The 15,696-nt window shown below is 38.8% G+C and carries 16 protein-coding genes and 1 riboswitch; of the genes, 11 read left to right on the top strand and 5 right to left on the bottom strand.

The window, feature by feature from the left end:
* The first annotated feature begins 220 nt into the window (after nt 1–220).
* The 8 genes from AWM76_RS07865 (at nt 221) to AWM76_RS07830 (ending at nt 8,541) form a co-directional block, all read left to right on the top strand.
* The gene (locus AWM76_RS07865) at nt 221–949 is read left to right on the top strand and encodes an amino acid ABC transporter ATP-binding protein (RefSeq protein WP_039935945.1); all 729 of its coding nucleotides are present in this window, start codon (nt 221–223) and stop codon (nt 947–949) included.
* 35 nt (nt 950–984) lie between these two features.
* On the top strand, nt 985–1,800 hold the full coding sequence (locus AWM76_RS07860) for a glutamate ABC transporter substrate-binding protein (protein WP_003143387.1): 816 nt from the start codon (nt 985–987) through the stop codon (nt 1,798–1,800).
* A 13-nt stretch (nt 1,801–1,813) separates the two neighbouring features.
* Nucleotides 1,814–2,467, top strand: a complete 654-nt coding sequence (locus AWM76_RS07855; protein WP_003143386.1) for an amino acid ABC transporter permease — start codon at nt 1,814–1,816, stop codon at nt 2,465–2,467.
* Between the two features lie 16 nt (nt 2,468–2,483).
* Nucleotides 2,484–3,176: an amino acid ABC transporter permease gene (locus tag AWM76_RS07850; protein ID WP_003143385.1), complete on the top strand. Its 693-nt coding sequence runs from the start codon at nt 2,484–2,486 to the stop codon at nt 3,174–3,176.
* A gap of 366 nt (nt 3,177–3,542) precedes the next feature.
* The gene (locus AWM76_RS07845) at nt 3,543–4,259 is read left to right on the top strand and encodes a TraX family protein (protein ID WP_003143384.1); all 717 of its coding nucleotides are present in this window, start codon (nt 3,543–3,545) and stop codon (nt 4,257–4,259) included.
* A gap of 52 nt (nt 4,260–4,311) precedes the next feature.
* Nucleotides 4,312–5,694 carry a Sapep family Mn(2+)-dependent dipeptidase gene (locus AWM76_RS07840; RefSeq protein ID WP_003143383.1) on the top strand — a complete coding sequence of 461 codons (1,383 nt, stop codon included), beginning with the start codon at nt 4,312–4,314 and terminating at the stop codon, nt 5,692–5,694.
* A gap of 21 nt (nt 5,695–5,715) precedes the next feature.
* Nucleotides 5,716–6,390 (top strand): ribose-5-phosphate isomerase RpiA, encoded by a 675-nt coding sequence (rpiA, locus tag AWM76_RS07835; RefSeq protein ID WP_003143382.1) that lies wholly within the window; start codon nt 5,716–5,718, stop codon nt 6,388–6,390.
* A 996-nt stretch (nt 6,391–7,386) separates the two neighbouring features.
* Nucleotides 7,387–8,541 (top strand): hydroxymethylglutaryl-CoA synthase, encoded by a 1,155-nt coding sequence (locus AWM76_RS07830; RefSeq protein ID WP_039935944.1) that lies wholly within the window; start codon nt 7,387–7,389, stop codon nt 8,539–8,541.
* A gap of 54 nt (nt 8,542–8,595) precedes the next feature.
* On the opposite strand, the gene AWM76_RS07825 is transcribed toward AWM76_RS07830, so the two are convergent.
* The 4 genes from AWM76_RS07825 to AWM76_RS11010 form a co-directional block, all read right to left on the bottom strand.
* Complete coding sequence (locus tag AWM76_RS07825; RefSeq protein ID WP_003143380.1) at nt 8,596–9,909, bottom strand: hydroxymethylglutaryl-CoA reductase, degradative; 1,314 nt, start codon at nt 9,907–9,909, stop codon at nt 8,596–8,598.
* 180 nt (nt 9,910–10,089) lie between these two features.
* Entirely contained in the window at nt 10,090–10,299 is a 210-nt protein-coding gene (locus AWM76_RS11015; RefSeq protein WP_235585497.1) for an iron-sulfur cluster biosynthesis family protein, read from the bottom strand.
* A gap of 226 nt (nt 10,300–10,525) precedes the next feature.
* Nucleotides 10,526–11,416: a transposase gene (locus tag AWM76_RS07815; RefSeq protein ID WP_235585554.1), complete on the bottom strand. Its 891-nt coding sequence runs from the start codon at nt 11,414–11,416 to the stop codon at nt 10,526–10,528.
* Entirely contained in the window at nt 11,332–11,667 is a 336-nt protein-coding gene (locus AWM76_RS11010) for a helix-turn-helix domain-containing protein (RefSeq protein WP_235585495.1), read from the bottom strand. The genes AWM76_RS07815 and AWM76_RS11010 overlap by 85 nt, the downstream gene beginning before the upstream one ends.
* 100 nt (nt 11,668–11,767) lie before the next feature.
* On the opposite strand from AWM76_RS11010, the gene tnpA reads away from it, so the two are divergent.
* Both tnpA and thiT read left to right on the top strand, forming a co-directional pair.
* The gene (gene tnpA, locus AWM76_RS07810) at nt 11,768–12,190 is read left to right on the top strand and encodes an IS200/IS605 family transposase (protein WP_060779382.1); all 423 of its coding nucleotides are present in this window, start codon (nt 11,768–11,770) and stop codon (nt 12,188–12,190) included.
* A gap of 114 nt (nt 12,191–12,304) precedes the next feature.
* A riboswitch (TPP riboswitch) is annotated at nt 12,305–12,401 on the top strand.
* Between the two features lie 147 nt (nt 12,402–12,548).
* On the top strand, nt 12,549–13,112 hold the full coding sequence (gene thiT, locus AWM76_RS07805) for an energy-coupled thiamine transporter ThiT (protein ID WP_039936035.1): 564 nt from the start codon (nt 12,549–12,551) through the stop codon (nt 13,110–13,112).
* A gap of 171 nt (nt 13,113–13,283) precedes the next feature.
* On the opposite strand, the gene AWM76_RS07800 is transcribed toward thiT, so the two are convergent.
* Entirely contained in the window at nt 13,284–13,919 is a 636-nt protein-coding gene (locus AWM76_RS07800; RefSeq protein WP_003143761.1) for a 50S ribosomal protein L25, read from the bottom strand.
* A 274-nt stretch (nt 13,920–14,193) separates the two neighbouring features.
* On the opposite strand from AWM76_RS07800, the gene thrC reads away from it, so the two are divergent.
* Nucleotides 14,194–15,678: a threonine synthase gene (thrC, locus tag AWM76_RS07795; RefSeq protein ID WP_003143762.1), complete on the top strand. Its 1,485-nt coding sequence runs from the start codon at nt 14,194–14,196 to the stop codon at nt 15,676–15,678.
* Nucleotides 15,679–15,696 lie beyond the last annotated feature (18 nt).

Below are 15,696 nucleotides of genomic sequence, written 5' to 3'. Positions count from 1 at the left end.
TCGACAGGACGTCATATCACGTAAAAAGGTATTCAAATAATTCGATTATGAAATATAAAATCACATTGATACTGAAACATGTTAAGAAATCTATCAAAAAAGTTGACACTTGCTTAAGAAATGATTAGAATTGTTTTATCTTTATGCAAAAATCCTGTTTGCATTCAAGTTTATTGCAATTTTATTCATAGGGAAAAATCAAATAAGAAGAGGTGCTATGATGATTACATTTGATCATGTTGAAAAATATTATGGTAAATTCCACGCGTTGAAAGACATTAATCTGAAGATAGACGAGGGTGAAGTTGTGACCTTGATTGGACCTTCTGGTTCTGGTAAATCAACTTTGATTCGGACGATAAATGCTTTAGAGAAGGTAGATTCAGGCCATTTATTTGTTGACGGGAAAGACATTACAGACCGCAACACTGACATTCGTCAAATTCGCCGCGACTGCGGTATGGTGTTCCAACACTTCGAATTATATCCTCACATGACTGTGTTAGAAAATGTAACATTGGCGCCTTTAAAAGTCTTGAAGAAAAGCGATAAAGACGCCCAAGATAGAGCAGAGCGATTATTACAACGTGTAAACATGTGGGATAAACGTGACGCTTACCCAGGTCAATTATCTGGTGGGCAAAAACAACGTGTGGCCATCGCACGTGGTCTAGCTATGCGTCCGAAAATGATGCTATTTGACGAACCAACTTCAGCTCTTGACCCAGAAATGGTTGGGGAAGTATTGGACCAAATGAAACGTATCGCTTTTGAGGACAATATGACTATGGTTGTTGTAACGCATGAGATGGGCTTTGCCAAAGAAATATCGAATAGAACCATCTTTATGGCAGACGGAGAAATTTTAGAAGACCGTCCATCAAAAGAGTTCTTCGAAGATCCTCATGATGAACGTGCCATTCAATTCCTAAGCAAGATCATAGTCTAATCACTAAGTCACGCTTAAGAAAAGAGGGAAATACTATGAAAAAACTATGGCGAATTGTCGCGCTAGTGGCTTTTGCTTTCTTGGCTACGGCCTGTACAAGCTCTGCTGCTAGCCAACAGGATATTGCTGAGCGAATCGACAGTGAAGCCTACCCGGTCATCACTTGGGGGGTAAAAGTCGATACCAACTTATTTGGGAAATATAATATTGCAGAAAACCGTATCGAAGGTTTTGATATCGATATGGCGAAAGAAATTACCAACCGTGTCGGTGGGGAAAATGCCGAAGCAGAATTTGTCGAGGTAACCTCAAAAACCCGTATTCCTTTACTGAAAAACGGGAACGTAGATGCTTTGATTGCAACCATGACCATCACAGAAGATCGGTTAAAACAAGTTGACTTTAGTCAAGTGTACTTTGACGCTGGGCAAGCCTTGATGGTACCTGAAGATTCTGATATAGAAGGTGTTGAGAGCTTGACGAGTGAACATACCGTTTTGGCGGTAAAAGGGTCTACATCAGCCCAACGAATTAAAGAAGCAGCGCCGGATGCGAATGTCTTAGAGTTAGAAAACTACGCTGAAGCCTTCACAGCCTTAAAATCAGGTCAAGGGGACACGATGACTACTGATAATGCGATTTTATTAGGGATCATGGAACAAAATCCAGGTTACAAAATTGCTGGATCAACCTTTACAAATGAACCATACGGTATTGCCATCAACAAGGGTCAAGATGCCTTCTTAAATGAAGTAAACCAAGCCATTGATGATATGGTAGCTGATGGTACATATCAAGAAATATATGCAAAATGGTTTGGTGACGATACTGAGTCATCAATTGCAGAGTAGGGAGGTTGAGCACATGTTTGAATTATTAACAAATTATTCTGATTTAATTATTGAAGGATTTATCAATACCTTGATTGCATCAGTGATCGCTCTGATTGCTTCCTTAATTCTTGGTGGTTTAGTGGGTATTTTCCAAACCTTAGATAATAAGGTTTTAGCTAAAATTGGTGATATCTATGTAGAATTTTTCCGTAATATCCCTTTATTGATTATTGTGATGTTTTTCTATGTAGTTATTCCTTTATATGGGATGGATATTACCGGATTCCAATCAGGGATTATCGGTTTAACCCTTTATACATCAGCCTTTATCGCGGATGTTGTGCGTTCAGGGATTGATGCTGTACCTGAAGGGCAAAAAGAAGCAGCTATTTCACAAGGGATGACTTACGTGCAAACGATGCAGTACGTGGTTTTACCGCAAGCTGTGAAAATTGTGATTCCACCACTAGGTAACCAATTTATCAACTTAGTAAAAAACTCTTCTATTCTAGCTATGGTAGCTGGGTTAGATTTAATGTATTACGGTGATTTAATTGCCAGTGAAACCTTTAATACTTTAGGGACTTACACAATGATTGCAGGTATGTACTTGGTCATTACAGTACCTTTAACTTTATTAGTTTCATATATTGAAAAACGATTAGCACAACAGGACGTACGTTAGAAAGGAGCGGTAATAGATGGATTTTGCAGGTGCATTTCAATGGATGAATATCCAGTTTTTACTTGATGGTCTATGGGTTACGCTTCAAGTAACGTTTTACGCTATCATATTCTCGTTAATTTTAGGTGGTATTTTTGGGGTTGTTCGTTTTATGGGGATTCCAATTTTATCTAAAGCTTTAGGGCTAGTTATTGATATTATTCGTAACTTACCCTTACTATTGATTATCTTCTTTACTTATTTTGCTTTGCCACAATTAGGGATTCGCTTAAATATTTTCTGGGCAGCAGTAGGGGCTTTGACCATATTTGAGTCAGCCATGATTTCAGAAATTATTCGTGGTGGATTGAATGCTATTCCAAAAGGGCAGGCAGAAGCAGGGCTTTCAACCGGTTTAACCCGTGTTCAAACCTTGATATATATTCTATTACCCCAAGCTGTGCGGTCAATGGCACCTTCGATTGTGTCGCAATTGATTGCCTTGATTAAGGATACATCGCTTGCGACAATTATTTCCTTACCGGAATTGACCCATAATGCGAAGATCATCTACAACCAAAATACAGCATATGTGATTCCAATGTTTGTGATCATGACCTTCCTATATTGGCTAGTATGTTATATCTTGTCTAAATTTTCAAAATACTTATCAAACCGACGTTCTAACAAGGCCGTAGCAAAAGATGGTGCTTTGAAAACACCGGCATAGTACAATTCAAGCTGTTGGCTTTTGCTTTTTCTATCATGGCCTTTGAACCAATATGCGAGCCAGGGCGTTAAGACAGATAGCACTGGAAGAATTCGTGATTTCAAAGGACTACAAGAATATGTGGGTTGATTGTAAAATAGGATAGTTTTTTTAAGATTGGGCCTGAATGGTTTCATGAAGCTGAACACAGGTTAGGGATTTATAAAAACCAAATCTGTGTTCAATAACTTTTTTAATATCAACAAGGGGTCGGGATTTTTTCTCGGCCTTTTTCTTTGCCCGTACAATGTGATAAATAAAGAAAAATGAAAAAAATATGATAAAATAACACTATCATGAAAATCGTGAAAATAAGGAGGTAGTCGCTTGGCTCAAGCAATGAACGCACAAAATAAACAGGGCGGGCTTTCGGGTTCTACCTTGAAATGGATTGCCATGGTCACCATGATTATTGACCACATGGGTGCAGCTATTTTACTGCCTTTATTAAATAGTGGGCAACTGGAAACCTTTGATTACGCCTTGGCTTATACAGCTTATACCAGCTTTCGGCTTATCGGGCGGATTGCTTTTCCGATATTTTGTTTCCTATTGGTTGAAGGTTTCTTCCATACCTCTAATAAACAAAAATATGCTATAAGGTTAGGAATTTTTGCCTTGATATCGGAAATCCCTTTTAACCTAGCCATTAGTCAGCAATTTTTTGATTTGGCCTATCAAAATGTATTCTTTACCTTGTTGTTGGGGCTATTATCAATCTGGCTGGCTAGTATAATGAAATACCGCTGGCTAGGTATTATCCCTATCGTCTTATTAGCAATCGCTGCAGAATATTTCAATACGGATTACGGCATGTTCGGCGTTATCTTAATTGGTGTTCTTTATATCACCAGAGATCAACGATTCATCCAATCATTTGCTGGAGCTGTACTCGTTCTATGGGAAGTGACTGCACCGATATCTTTTGTAATGACCTACTACTACAATGGACTAAGGGGACGTTACAACGCCAAATGGCTGTATTGGATTTACCCGATTCATCTGCTAATATTCGGCTTAATTGCCCGTTATTTCATCACTTAGCCCGCTTATATAACACAAAAAATTTAAAATTTAGAAAAACTAGGAGAATAACATGTTAGATAGAATAGATTTCGCACAATATATACCACAAATGATCGAAGACATCCAAGGTTTGGTCCGTATTCCATCTATTCGCGATGATGAGGCGGCTACAGCAGATGCACCTTATGGACCTGAAGTCCGCAAGGCACTAGATTTTATGCATGATTTAGCTGTCCGTGACGACATGAAGGTTGGGGATGTTTACCCATATACCGTTCACATGGAACCCCAAAATGCGGGGACTAACCACCGGGTGGACGTTGCTAGTCATATTGACGTCGTACCTGTAGGGGCCTTGTCAAATTGGACCAAAGAACCATTTGGCGCTGAAATTATCGACGGTCGTATGTACGGCCGTGGCACATCAGATATGAAACGGAATGCTGTTTTGTCATACTATGCGGTTAAAATCTTACAGGACTACCAAATTCCCTTAAAAAATACCATCCGTATCGTGATTGGGTCTGACGAAGAATCGGACATGACGGACATCCCACAATACGTTATCAAAGAAGGGGCACCTGACTTCGCCATCACACCAGACGGGCAATTCCCACTACAAATCGGGGAAAAAGGGGCCACAACTTGGAACTTCAAGGGCGATTTAAAACTAGATACCATCATTAAAAGTGTCGTCGGCGGGGCCGGGTCAAATGTAGTGCCATCAGAAGCGATATTTGTCATCGCTGACACCTTAAATCTTGGTCTAGAAGCATATGCTCATAACAAACAATGGCCAATCGCTATCAAAGAAGAAAACGGCCAAACAATCCTAACGGTTTACGGCATTTCTGCCCACGCCTCAACGCCAGAAGCAGGAGACTCAGCAATCACCCGTGGTTTTGAAATCATCGCCAATACCTATTCAGATGAATTCGCCAACAAGTGGACACGCCTATTTCGTCCTTATGATGGGTCTGGATTTGACGTAGCTCGTAACCATGATATTATGGGGCCATTGACCTTAAACCAAGGCGTTATTGAGAAAACGGCAGATGGGCAAATTGCCTTTACCATTGATGTCCGTTACCCAACTAATATTACCGAACCAGAATTGACAGCTGCCTTCACCAAAGAATTCGCCGATATCCCATTTGTGAAATCATTTGATACAGCGCCAATACTATCTGACGTGAATTTACCAGCCAATCAATTATTATTAAATACCTTCCACAAACATTTCCCAGACCATGCTATTGAACCTATTATCTCTGGTGGGGTATCATATAGTAAAGTAATGCCAAATTGCGTGTCATTTGGTATGAGCTTCCAACACGATGCACATGTGGCCCACCAAGCCGATGAATACATCGAAATGGATACATTAGAAGATCTATTAAAACTATATACTGATGCCTTTATCCAACTTGGTCAAGCAGATCAATTAGGATAGGGTGCCAGACAAAGGAGTCATATGGTGAACGAAAAAGAATTAGTTGGGGTTGCAGCAGCCCAATACGTTAAAGATGGTATGGTCGTTGGATTAGGCACAGGCTCAACAGCCTATTACCTGATTACGGAACTAGGCAGACGGATGAAAGAGGAAGGCTTAACCTTTACCGGTGTACCAACCTCCATTCAGTCGGCCGAATTAGCAACCAGTCTAAACATTCCAATAGCCTCATTAAATGATGTCCCAGCTATTGATCTGACAATTGATGGCACAGATGAATTTGATCCACAATTAAATGGCATTAAAGGGGGCGGTGGTGCCCATTTAATTGAAAAAATCATCGCCGTTAACAGCAAACGCGTCATTTGGATTTGCGACCACAGCAAGCAAGTAGACCAACTAGGTGCCTTTCCACTGCCAATTGAGGTGATTCCAGCAGCTAGTCAACACTTATTTTATGCATTTGAGGATAAAAACTATGCGCCAACATTCCGTTTATCACTAGATGGCACTAAATTTGTAACTGATTCAGGTAACTTTATTATTGACCTTCATTTAGAAAAAATAGTAGACGCAGTCAAGTTGGCTGATGAGTTGATTCAAATGGTCGGTGTTGTTGAACATGGCTTATTCTTGGGAATAGCGGACAAAGTCTTAATGGCCTATGATGGGCAAGTCGTAGAATTTAATGGGTAGTATATGCGTTAATATCGAGTTAGGCATTTTCCTAGCTCGATTTTTTTATGCAGTTTTTAATAAAGGGGAAAATATAAATTTAGACCGAAAATGAGTGAATGGAGGTGGGGGAATTTAAGAAGAGAAAGGTACTCTTACAAAGCAGCAAAATATTTTTAAATGATAGGACCTTGTTACACTACTTATCTTCAAAATATTATTACTTAATCATATTTTTCTTAAATGCACAATATCATTGCATATTTTGATAACGATAGATATTCATAAAAAAAGCGTCAAAAAATAAGGAAGACCATTTTTTGACGTTTTAATTATCGTATATTCAATTAACTAAGCCTGATCATCATCTGAAATCAGAAAACCTTGTACAATCGTAAAAATGATTAACAATACATACCATAGTATTTTACGGTTTCTTTTTTTCTGTGCCTTACTAGTTGGCATATGCTTAACCCCCTTACAGATAAATAACTTTTTTGGTATGTCTTATTATACCATGAAAAAGATTAAATTTTAAAGTGATAGCCTATAAATAGGTATCTCCTTACATATCATTATAAAAAAATGTAATTATTGCCATTTTACTATTGAAAAATGTAGATGGTGGTTCTAAATCATTAGCAGTTATCAAAGAAAATGTTGAACGTATGGATTCGGTTGAACGTGGTGGAATTCCTGATGATGAAGTAATCTTAAATAAATAATGACATACATTTCTTACAAAACTGTAGTAGCGGAATTTGATGCTACTGACCTCGTATCAAAGTAAGTCTTTTGATACCTGATTCCTCGTCACTAAAATAGTAACCAATTGACCAGACAGTTTCCATCTAGGAGAAGCATGACAAATTGTCGTGTCTATCTTTTTTATGAAAAAATATGTTCAGAATTTCCTAAGAATGATACAAATGCGGATAGAGAGGGGAAACTATGATAAAATGATAGGTGATAAATTACGTTATACGTATAAAAAATGATGTTGGGAGAGTAACGAATATGAATATTGGTATAGATAAACTACATTTCTTCACACCACATGTCTATGTGGATATGGAAGAACTGGCTGAAGCAAGAGATGTTGAGCCAGCGAAGTTTACGATTGGTTTAGGTCAAACCCAGCAAGCAGTGGCACCCTTAACCCAAGATCCAGTTTCAATGGCAGCTAATGCAGCTTGGCCAATTTTAACAGCAGAAGATAAAGAAGCGATTGATTTCATTATTGTGGGATCAGAATCAGGTGTCGACCAATCAAAAGCAATGGCAGTCCATGTGCACCAGCTTTTGGGGATTAACCCATTTGCCCGTGCTATTGAAATGAAAGAGGCATGTTATGCAGCAACTGTTGGTCTTCAAACGGCGGTATCCCATATCGCTCGTCATCCAGAGTCAAAAGTCTTGGTGATTGCAACTGACATAGCTAGATACGGCTTGAATACGTCAGGAGAATCAACACAAGGGGCAGGTGCAGTAGCTATGCTAATCAGTAAAGACCCACGCGTTGCAGTCATTAACGACGATGCTGTTTCTTATACTGGGGACATTTACGATTTTTGGCGACCAAATTATTCTACATATGCCAAAGTAGATGGTAAATTCTCTAATGAACAGTACCTATCATACTTAGAGACAGTGTGGACTGAATATAAAAAACGGACCAATAAAACTTTAGCTGACTTTAAAGCTTTAGCCTTCCATTTACCCTATTCAAAAATGGGCTTAAAAGGATTACGCCAATTATTGCCGGAAGTGGATGAAGCCAAACAAGCAGCCTTAACAGAACAATTTGAAGCCAGCCGCGTCTACAATAAACGCGTTGGTAACATCTATACAGGTTCTTTATATTTAAGCTTGATATCCTTGTTAGACCAAAGTCAAAATCTTGAAGCTGGGGACACTATTGGGTTGTATTCTTATGGTTCAGGTGCAGTTGGTGAATTCTTCTCTATTACTTTAGTGGAAGGCTTCAAGGACATGTTAGCTGACGAAAGTCATCAAGCCATGTTAGATAACCGCGTCCAACTATCGGTTGCCGACTACGAATTGATTTTCCAAGAAGAATTACCAACAGATGGTAGTCAATTAGTCTTATCTGAAGATGAAGAGCAATTCCAATTAGCTGGGGTAGAAGGCCACAAACGATTGTATAAATAAAGAAAATCGTTACCTACAAGAAGTAAACTGAACTTCAAGCGGGTAACGATTTTTTTAGGCATTTCGTAATTTCTTTAATAATTCTTTAGCGGTCGCCAAGTTTTTGTGATCAGCTTTTTCTAATGCTGATAGTAATTGGTTAATTTCCTGGTCACCTTGTGCACCTGCTTGGATGGCTAGGGACTTGGCTTGTAGTGCCATATGTCCAGCTTGAATACCTTCAGAAACAAGGGCTCGGACGGCTGCAAAGTTTTGGGCTAACCCAAGTGATACAGCAATTTCCATCAGTGTTTTAGCGTCTGCTTGACCTAGTATGGACTTGGTCACTTGAACAGTTGGATGGATACCAATAGACCCGCCAACAGCACCTAAAGCTAAAGGTAGGGTAAGGGCACCAGTTAGCACTTCACGGTCAACGTCGTATGACCAAGTGGCCAATCCTCGGTATTGTCCGTCTCTGGCCGCATAGGCATGCACACCAGCTTCAACTGCTCGCCAGTCATTACCTGTAGCTAATACAAAAGCATCTACACCGTTCATAATCCCCTTGTTGTGAGTAGTTGCCCGGTATACATCCACTTGAGCCAACTGACTCGCTAATGCTATTTTTCTAGCAACTTCACTTCCTAAAACCTCCCCCTTATCCAATAGCTGGGCTGGAATCTCACAAGTCGCCGTTGCCGTAGCTTCTATTGCATAATTCGATAGAATAGCCATCAAACCATCAAGATTCGCAATAAAATCCACCTGTCCAAGAATATGCGCCTTTAAAGCCTCCAACATGGTATTCATCATATTGGCCCCCATCGCCTCTTGAGTGTCTATCGTTAGATACACAATAAAAAAAGGGGCACTACTAGCGGTTGCTGGGTAGTATTGACTACGGATGGACCGCGCGCCACCACCGCGTCCAACGATAGAAGGGTAGGCAGTATTGGCCACAGCTAGTAAGTCATCTGCAACTTCATTCACCCAGTTTTCAAAACGTAGGGCTTGGGTATCATTTTCAACCCCCGTAAAGGCAATTTGTCCAGTCATCAAACGCTGGTTAACTTGTGTCTTAAATCCACCAGCTTGCTGAATCGTTTTCCCACCATTTGATGCAGCCGCAATCACAGAAGGTTCTTCAGTAACCATAGGAATGTGGATTTCTTGATCGTTTATTAGAAAGTTTAGAGCCAAACCATAGGGAAGTCCGTAGGTTGAGAGGGCATTTTCAATCATATTATCAGCAATTTCAGTGGGTAAACCTTGGCCGTTTTTTAAAAATTCTCCTTGGTCGCTAGTGATATGCTCTTGGTCCACTAAGACATCGATACGGTCTTGACGAGACTTTTTATAGTAGGATTTGAATGGATTTTCAGACATGATAACTCCTTTTTCAATAAAGAAACGGACCAGTATACCTAGCCCGCTTGGTTAAAAATAATATATATTATGACGCTTTTTGTAGGTAGATATTATCGTTCATTACCTGACCATCAACAATTAAAACGAAAACTTGTCTAAAGTCATCGAAATCAATGCGGTTGTCATGGCCTAAAAATTTTAAGCATTCTTTCTTACGGGAACTTGGCCAATATGGGTTTCTAGTACCTCGTCATAGGCGGAAAAATCCGTCTCATTGGTCCGCAAAACTAGGTCAACTTCCTGTTCATTAGAAAGACGTAAATATTGTGTATCACTTAAACAAATATGTTCAAATTGTGATAATGATTGCAATTTATTGATCGCTTTATTTGAAAAAAATAGCTTCAAATTTCTTCCCCCCATAGGCCTCAAAATAAAAGAATGCAAAAATATGTTCTTAAAAATATATCATATTGATGATATTAATACAATAGTGTGGTTGTGCTGAACCAACGCTCAATTCTATTATACCTTAAGTCAGAACGATTATGAACTACAACGCCATTAAAATGGCGTGTTTCTAGGAACACTCATGACTTGTTCCACTTATTTCAAAGCAAAACAGCGGTCTAAGCTATTTAACTAAGGCCTGTTCCAGGCCAATATTTAATATATTTTTAGCTGCGTTGATATCTCTATCGTGATGCATATTACACTTCATACAAGTCCAATGACGTATATTTAACGCTTTTTTACCGCTATCATACCCGCAATTAGAACATTTTTGGGTTGTCTTGTACGGATTAATAGCCACAAATGTCTTATCGTACATTTCGCACTTTGCCTCTAGGATTGTTCTAAACATCCGCCAGGATTGGCCAGCGATTGAACGGGCTAATTGATGATTTTTCATCATATTAGTCGTCTTTAAATCCTCTAGAACGATAACGTCATAACTTTTAACCATATCGGTTGTGATTTTATGAATGTAATCCTTGCGGATGTTTTTGATACGTTGATGAATACGGGCCACTTGGCGTTTGGCTTGCTGGTAGTTTTTCGCATCCACTAAATCCACACCGTTCTTTTTGGCTTGTAAACGTCTACGGGCCATTCGCTTTTCCCAATAATGTAATTGCTTCTTATAAGACAAATGTAGTCGCTGACTTTGATATTTTTGACCATCAGACGTAATAGCTAAATCACTTACACCTAAATCGACACCGACTACATTTCCTGTTTTGGGCATTGCTTGATTATCGCTTGTGACCAAAATGGAGATATAGTAGTCGCCACTAGGTGTATATTTAACGGTGACAGATTTTATGCGTTCATTCTCAATATGAAGCACACTTGACTTACATTTTATCCAACCTAATTTGGGTAATTTGATATACCGCTGATTATCATTAAAACGAATGTTGTTGCCACGTATGGTACTTAAATACGACTGTCTGGTGTTCTTCTTTGATTTGAATTTTGGGTATTTTGAATAATCTTTAAAAAACGAACAAAAGTTTCGGATAAGCGTTTAACACTACATTGAACAGCTACGCTATCAACTTCACGCAACCAGGGATATTCCTTCTTCATTTGTGGAATAAGAGAGGATAACGCATTATAAGATAGCATTTGAAGGTCAGGATTGTTTTCGTACCGCGCATTCAACATGGCCAACATTTCGTTCCAGATGAATCGGGTATGACCAAAGGTCATATGAATTAACTGACGCTGTTTTTCGTTAGGATAGATTTTACACTCAATTCCTTGATACATGTTTTCACCCCCTTGCGTTTATAGATATATTATACCATACGTATGACACTTGTTTATAGCGATAAAAATTACTATAATTTAGTTGAATAGGTGTTTACATATGATTGTGAAAACAAGGACAAATTTCTATGATTTTAATTTCCATTTGGTTTGGGTAACAAAGTATCGTAAGGAAATATTTACAACCATTGAAAAACAAAACGCCATGCAAGATATGTTGACGCATATTTGTGATGAACACGATATTGTCATCCAATCTCTCCAAGTTATGCCTGACCATATCCATATGTTGATTTCGTTCAACCCTAAACATGCCGCAAGTAGTATCGTCAAAACACTTAAAGGGAAATCTGCACGTCTATGGTTTAAAGCTTATCCAGAAACAAAAGCAATGTTATGGGGTGGCCATTTATGGACACCTAGTTATTTCATGGCAACCGTAGGTAGTATGTCTAAAGAAACTGTTAAAGAATATATAGAAAATCAATTAACGGAATACAATGACGGTCGCCCTAGAACTTGATTCATCCATGTAATGAATTACACGGATTTCTCAAGGGGCGACTTTAAATAAAATGTTTGGGTTACCACTTGCTAAAGGTGCAAGAAAAGCATATACTAAAAGAAATAATATACTTGTATGCACTAGGGGAGCTTTTGCTGAGATGTTTAAAAACAGACCCTCATAACTTGATCCGGTTTATACTGGCGTAAGGAAGTGTTCAATAGCCATTTGTTGGTGAATGATTTAATGCGTTAAATCGTTGAATACATTGAGAGGTCGTGTTTGTCACAATTGTGATAGATGCGATTTTTTTATTAACTTTGTTGATATTTCAAAATAGCTTGCATTGTGCCTACAAAAGAATGGAGAAGAAGAAATGAGATCAGTTAAGTTAAATGAAAATATCGAGGCCGCTATTGCAGCAGTAATTGCTTTTATAGTATCGATGATACCGATTGACATTGGCCCAAGTTTTGGAGTACAAATATCACTAGCCATTATTTATATTGTAGCGTTTAGAAGAGGGATTCGTGCTGGTTTACTGTCAGGATTCTTGTTAGGACTGATTAAATTTATTTCTGGATTTGCCAGTATTTTAACACCAGTACAAGGTATTATAGAATATATATTTGCCTTTGCCTTAGCTGGATTAGCGGGTATTTTTGCCCTACAAATCCAAGAAGCAGCAAAGAACAATCATGAAAAAAATCTTTTCCTATATGTTGGATTGGCTACTTTCATCGCCATATTTGCAGAATACTTTGTTCATTTTCTAGCCGGTGTAGCCTTTTGGGGGCAATACGCACCAGAAGGAATGAGCCCATGGGTGTACTCAGCTATCATGAACGGCATGTCGGGACTTGCGACATGGGGCGCATGCTATGCCATCTCTTATCTACTAATCAAAACTAATAAGAAAATTATCCTAGTTGAAAAATAAATACCCGCGAGCAAAACAGGGCAGTGACGTAGCAATCATGCCCTGTTTTTTGATGCATGTAGTTATTTGTTAAAATAAAAGCCAAAGGTTTTCTAATTTTTAAAGAAAACAAAAAACCAGAGTGAAATAAATCACTCCGGTTCTTATGTAATGAAAGGAATTGAAAAAATATTAGTTTTCAGTATCTTCTACAATTTTGCCTTCTTTTTCATCGATTAATTCTGGTTCTGCAACCTCTGCATCTGGGTCAACTGCTTCTGGCTCTTCAACTGGCGCAGAAATAGCTACAACAACCTCTTCAGCATCTGTTACTAATTCAATATCGCTAGCAAGTTTTAAGTCACCAGCAGTTACTGAGTCACCAATAGCTAAGCCTGTAACGTCTACTTCAACTGAATCTGGCGCAGTTGCTGGGTCAGCAACAACGTTAATTTCAAGTGTTGTAGTAGAAGCTACACCTTCTTTATCTGCTAAAGCATCTTCGTTAACAATAACGATAGATAATGGCATTTCAAGTTTTTGACCTTTTTTAATCGCTTGTAAAGAAATGTTGTAGATAGTTGGTTTCAACGCTGATTGTGAAATTTCACGTACGTAAACTGTATGTGTTTTACCGTCTAACTCTAAATCAAATACTGAGTTAAGACCTAATTCACGACGAATTTGTTCTACATCAGAAACTGACAATGAGATGTTAATTGGATCTAAGTCACTAGCGTACACAACGCCCGGAACTAAGTCTTCTTTACGTAATTGTTTAGCTGCTGAAGTACCAGCACCATCACGTTTTTGAGCTGTAAATTTCATTCGAATACCTCCTGAGTATATACGTTTGTATTTACGTTTCCTACAATTTAAAAATTTAGGAACACAATTAATGTTAACACATATGAGTAATAAAATCTATTTTAAGCTATAAACATGCAATAATTCATATGGATTTTCTAATAGAGAATTATGAGAAAAAGTAGCCTACACTGCTATAAATGTGCCTTCTATGGTAAAATAAAACAAATATAAAGAGTGACTGACATAGATAAAATGATCAACAAGGTAATAGGAGTCGCTTAGGAGGATTAAGATGCAATTTAAAAGTACACGTAACCAGGATAATATCGTGACAGCTTCACAAGCCATTGTTCAAGGACTAGCAACTGATGGCGGGCTTTACGTCCCAACAGAATGGCCTAGTATTGACCTTGATTGGTCTGAATTAAAAGAGATGACCTACCAAGAATTGGCTTATTTTGTTATGTCTATCTTTTTTGATGACTTTTCAGAAGCAGATTTAAAAGCTTGTATTGATGGTGCTTACGATGAAAAATTCGATACGGATGTAATTGCGCCATTAGCAAAAGTTGGGGATGACTACTATTTAGAATTATTCCACGGTCCAACGATTGCCTTTAAAGACCTAGCGCTACAAATCTTACCGCATTTAATGAAAAAATCAGCAGAAATGAATGCCAACGACAAAGAGATTGCTATTTTGACAGCTACTTCAGGCGACACTGGTAAGGCAGCAATGGCTGGATTTGCAGATGTACCAGGTACAAAGATCATTGTTTTCTATCCGCAAGGTGGCGTTTCTACTATTCAAGAAAAACAAATGGTAACCCAAAAAGGGGACAATACCTTTGTGGTGGCGATTGAAGGGAACTTTGATGATGCGCAAACAGAAGTGAAACGCTTATTTAACGATGAAGCTTTACGCGCTGATTTAGCGGCAGAAAACATCCAATTCTCATCAGCTAACTCAATGAATATCGGGCGCTTAATTCCGCAAGTGGTGTACTACTTCTACGCATATGCCCAATTAGTGAAACATGAAGAAATTGAAGCGGGCAGTCCGGTCAACTTTGTGGTCCCAACAGGAAACTTCGGGGACATCTTAGCTGGTTACTATGCACAAAAATTAGGTCTACCAGTTGGTAAATTGGTTTGTGCTTCTAACGATAATACTGTCTTATACGACTTCTTCAACACAGGTGTTTACGACAAAAACCGTGAGTTCAAGTTAACTATTTCACCGTCTATGGATATTTTGGTTTCAAGCAACTTCGAACGGATGTTATTCCACGCCCTAGGAGATGACGTGGCTCAGTTGTCAGCCTTGATGAATGACTTAGATGAAAAAGGGCGGTACGAATTCCCAGCTGACGTGAGCGAGAAATTTGCATCCTTCCTTGGCGAATTTGCCGACGAGGACCAAACTAAAGCTGAAATTGACCGCGTATACCAAGAATACGACTATTTAATGGATCCGCATACTGGTGTTGCATCAGCGAGTCTACAAAAATTGAAAGCCAAAGATGTCCTAAGTGGACCGAGCGTTGTTGTGTCAACAGCTAGCCCATACAAGTTCCCGCAAGCTGTTTTGACAGCTATTGGACAAGATGTTGAACATGCGACTGACGATGAATTGGTAGCCAACATTCAATCTGCAGGAAACCGCGATTATCCAAATGCCATCAAAGAAATCCAAACTGCTGAAGTACGCCACAACCGTGTGTCGACTGTAGCGGATATGAAGGCAACAGTTGTGGGTATTTTAACTAGAGAATAAGTCAATTGGAAAGTGTAG

Origin of the sequence: Aerococcus viridans (assembly GCF_001543285.1) — a bacterium.
Lineage (GTDB): Bacteria > Bacillota > Bacilli > Lactobacillales > Aerococcaceae > Aerococcus > Aerococcus viridans.
This window is presented reverse-complemented; position numbering and strand designations above follow the sequence as displayed.

Bases quoted from the DNA above. Each gene is read 5' to 3' on its own strand.
- tnpA (WP_060779382.1), top strand. From the start codon at position 11,768: ATGATTGTGAAAACAAGGACAAATTTCTATGATTTTAATTTCCATTTG.
- AWM76_RS07860 (WP_003143387.1), top strand. From the start codon at position 985: ATGAAAAAACTATGGCGAATTGTCGCGCTAGTGGCTTTTGCTTTCTTG.
- AWM76_RS11010 (WP_235585495.1), bottom strand. From the start codon at position 11,667: ATGTATCAAGGAATTGAGTGTAAAATCTATCCTAACGAAAAACAGCGT.
- rpiA (WP_003143382.1), top strand. From the start codon at position 5,716: ATGGTGAACGAAAAAGAATTAGTTGGGGTTGCAGCAGCCCAATACGTT.
- AWM76_RS07840 (WP_003143383.1), top strand. From the start codon at position 4,312: ATGTTAGATAGAATAGATTTCGCACAATATATACCACAAATGATCGAA.
- AWM76_RS07855 (WP_003143386.1), top strand. From the start codon at position 1,814: ATGTTTGAATTATTAACAAATTATTCTGATTTAATTATTGAAGGATTT.
- AWM76_RS07865 (WP_039935945.1), top strand. From the start codon at position 221: ATGATTACATTTGATCATGTTGAAAAATATTATGGTAAATTCCACGCG.
- AWM76_RS07850 (WP_003143385.1), top strand. From the start codon at position 2,484: ATGGATTTTGCAGGTGCATTTCAATGGATGAATATCCAGTTTTTACTT.
- AWM76_RS07800 (WP_003143761.1), bottom strand. From the start codon at position 13,919: ATGAAATTTACAGCTCAAAAACGTGATGGTGCTGGTACTTCAGCAGCT.
- thrC (WP_003143762.1), top strand. From the start codon at position 14,194: ATGCAATTTAAAAGTACACGTAACCAGGATAATATCGTGACAGCTTCA.
- thiT (WP_039936035.1), top strand. From the start codon at position 12,549: ATGAGATCAGTTAAGTTAAATGAAAATATCGAGGCCGCTATTGCAGCA.
- AWM76_RS07825 (WP_003143380.1), bottom strand. From the start codon at position 9,909: ATGTCTGAAAATCCATTCAAATCCTACTATAAAAAGTCTCGTCAAGAC.
- AWM76_RS07830 (WP_039935944.1), top strand. From the start codon at position 7,387: ATGAATATTGGTATAGATAAACTACATTTCTTCACACCACATGTCTAT.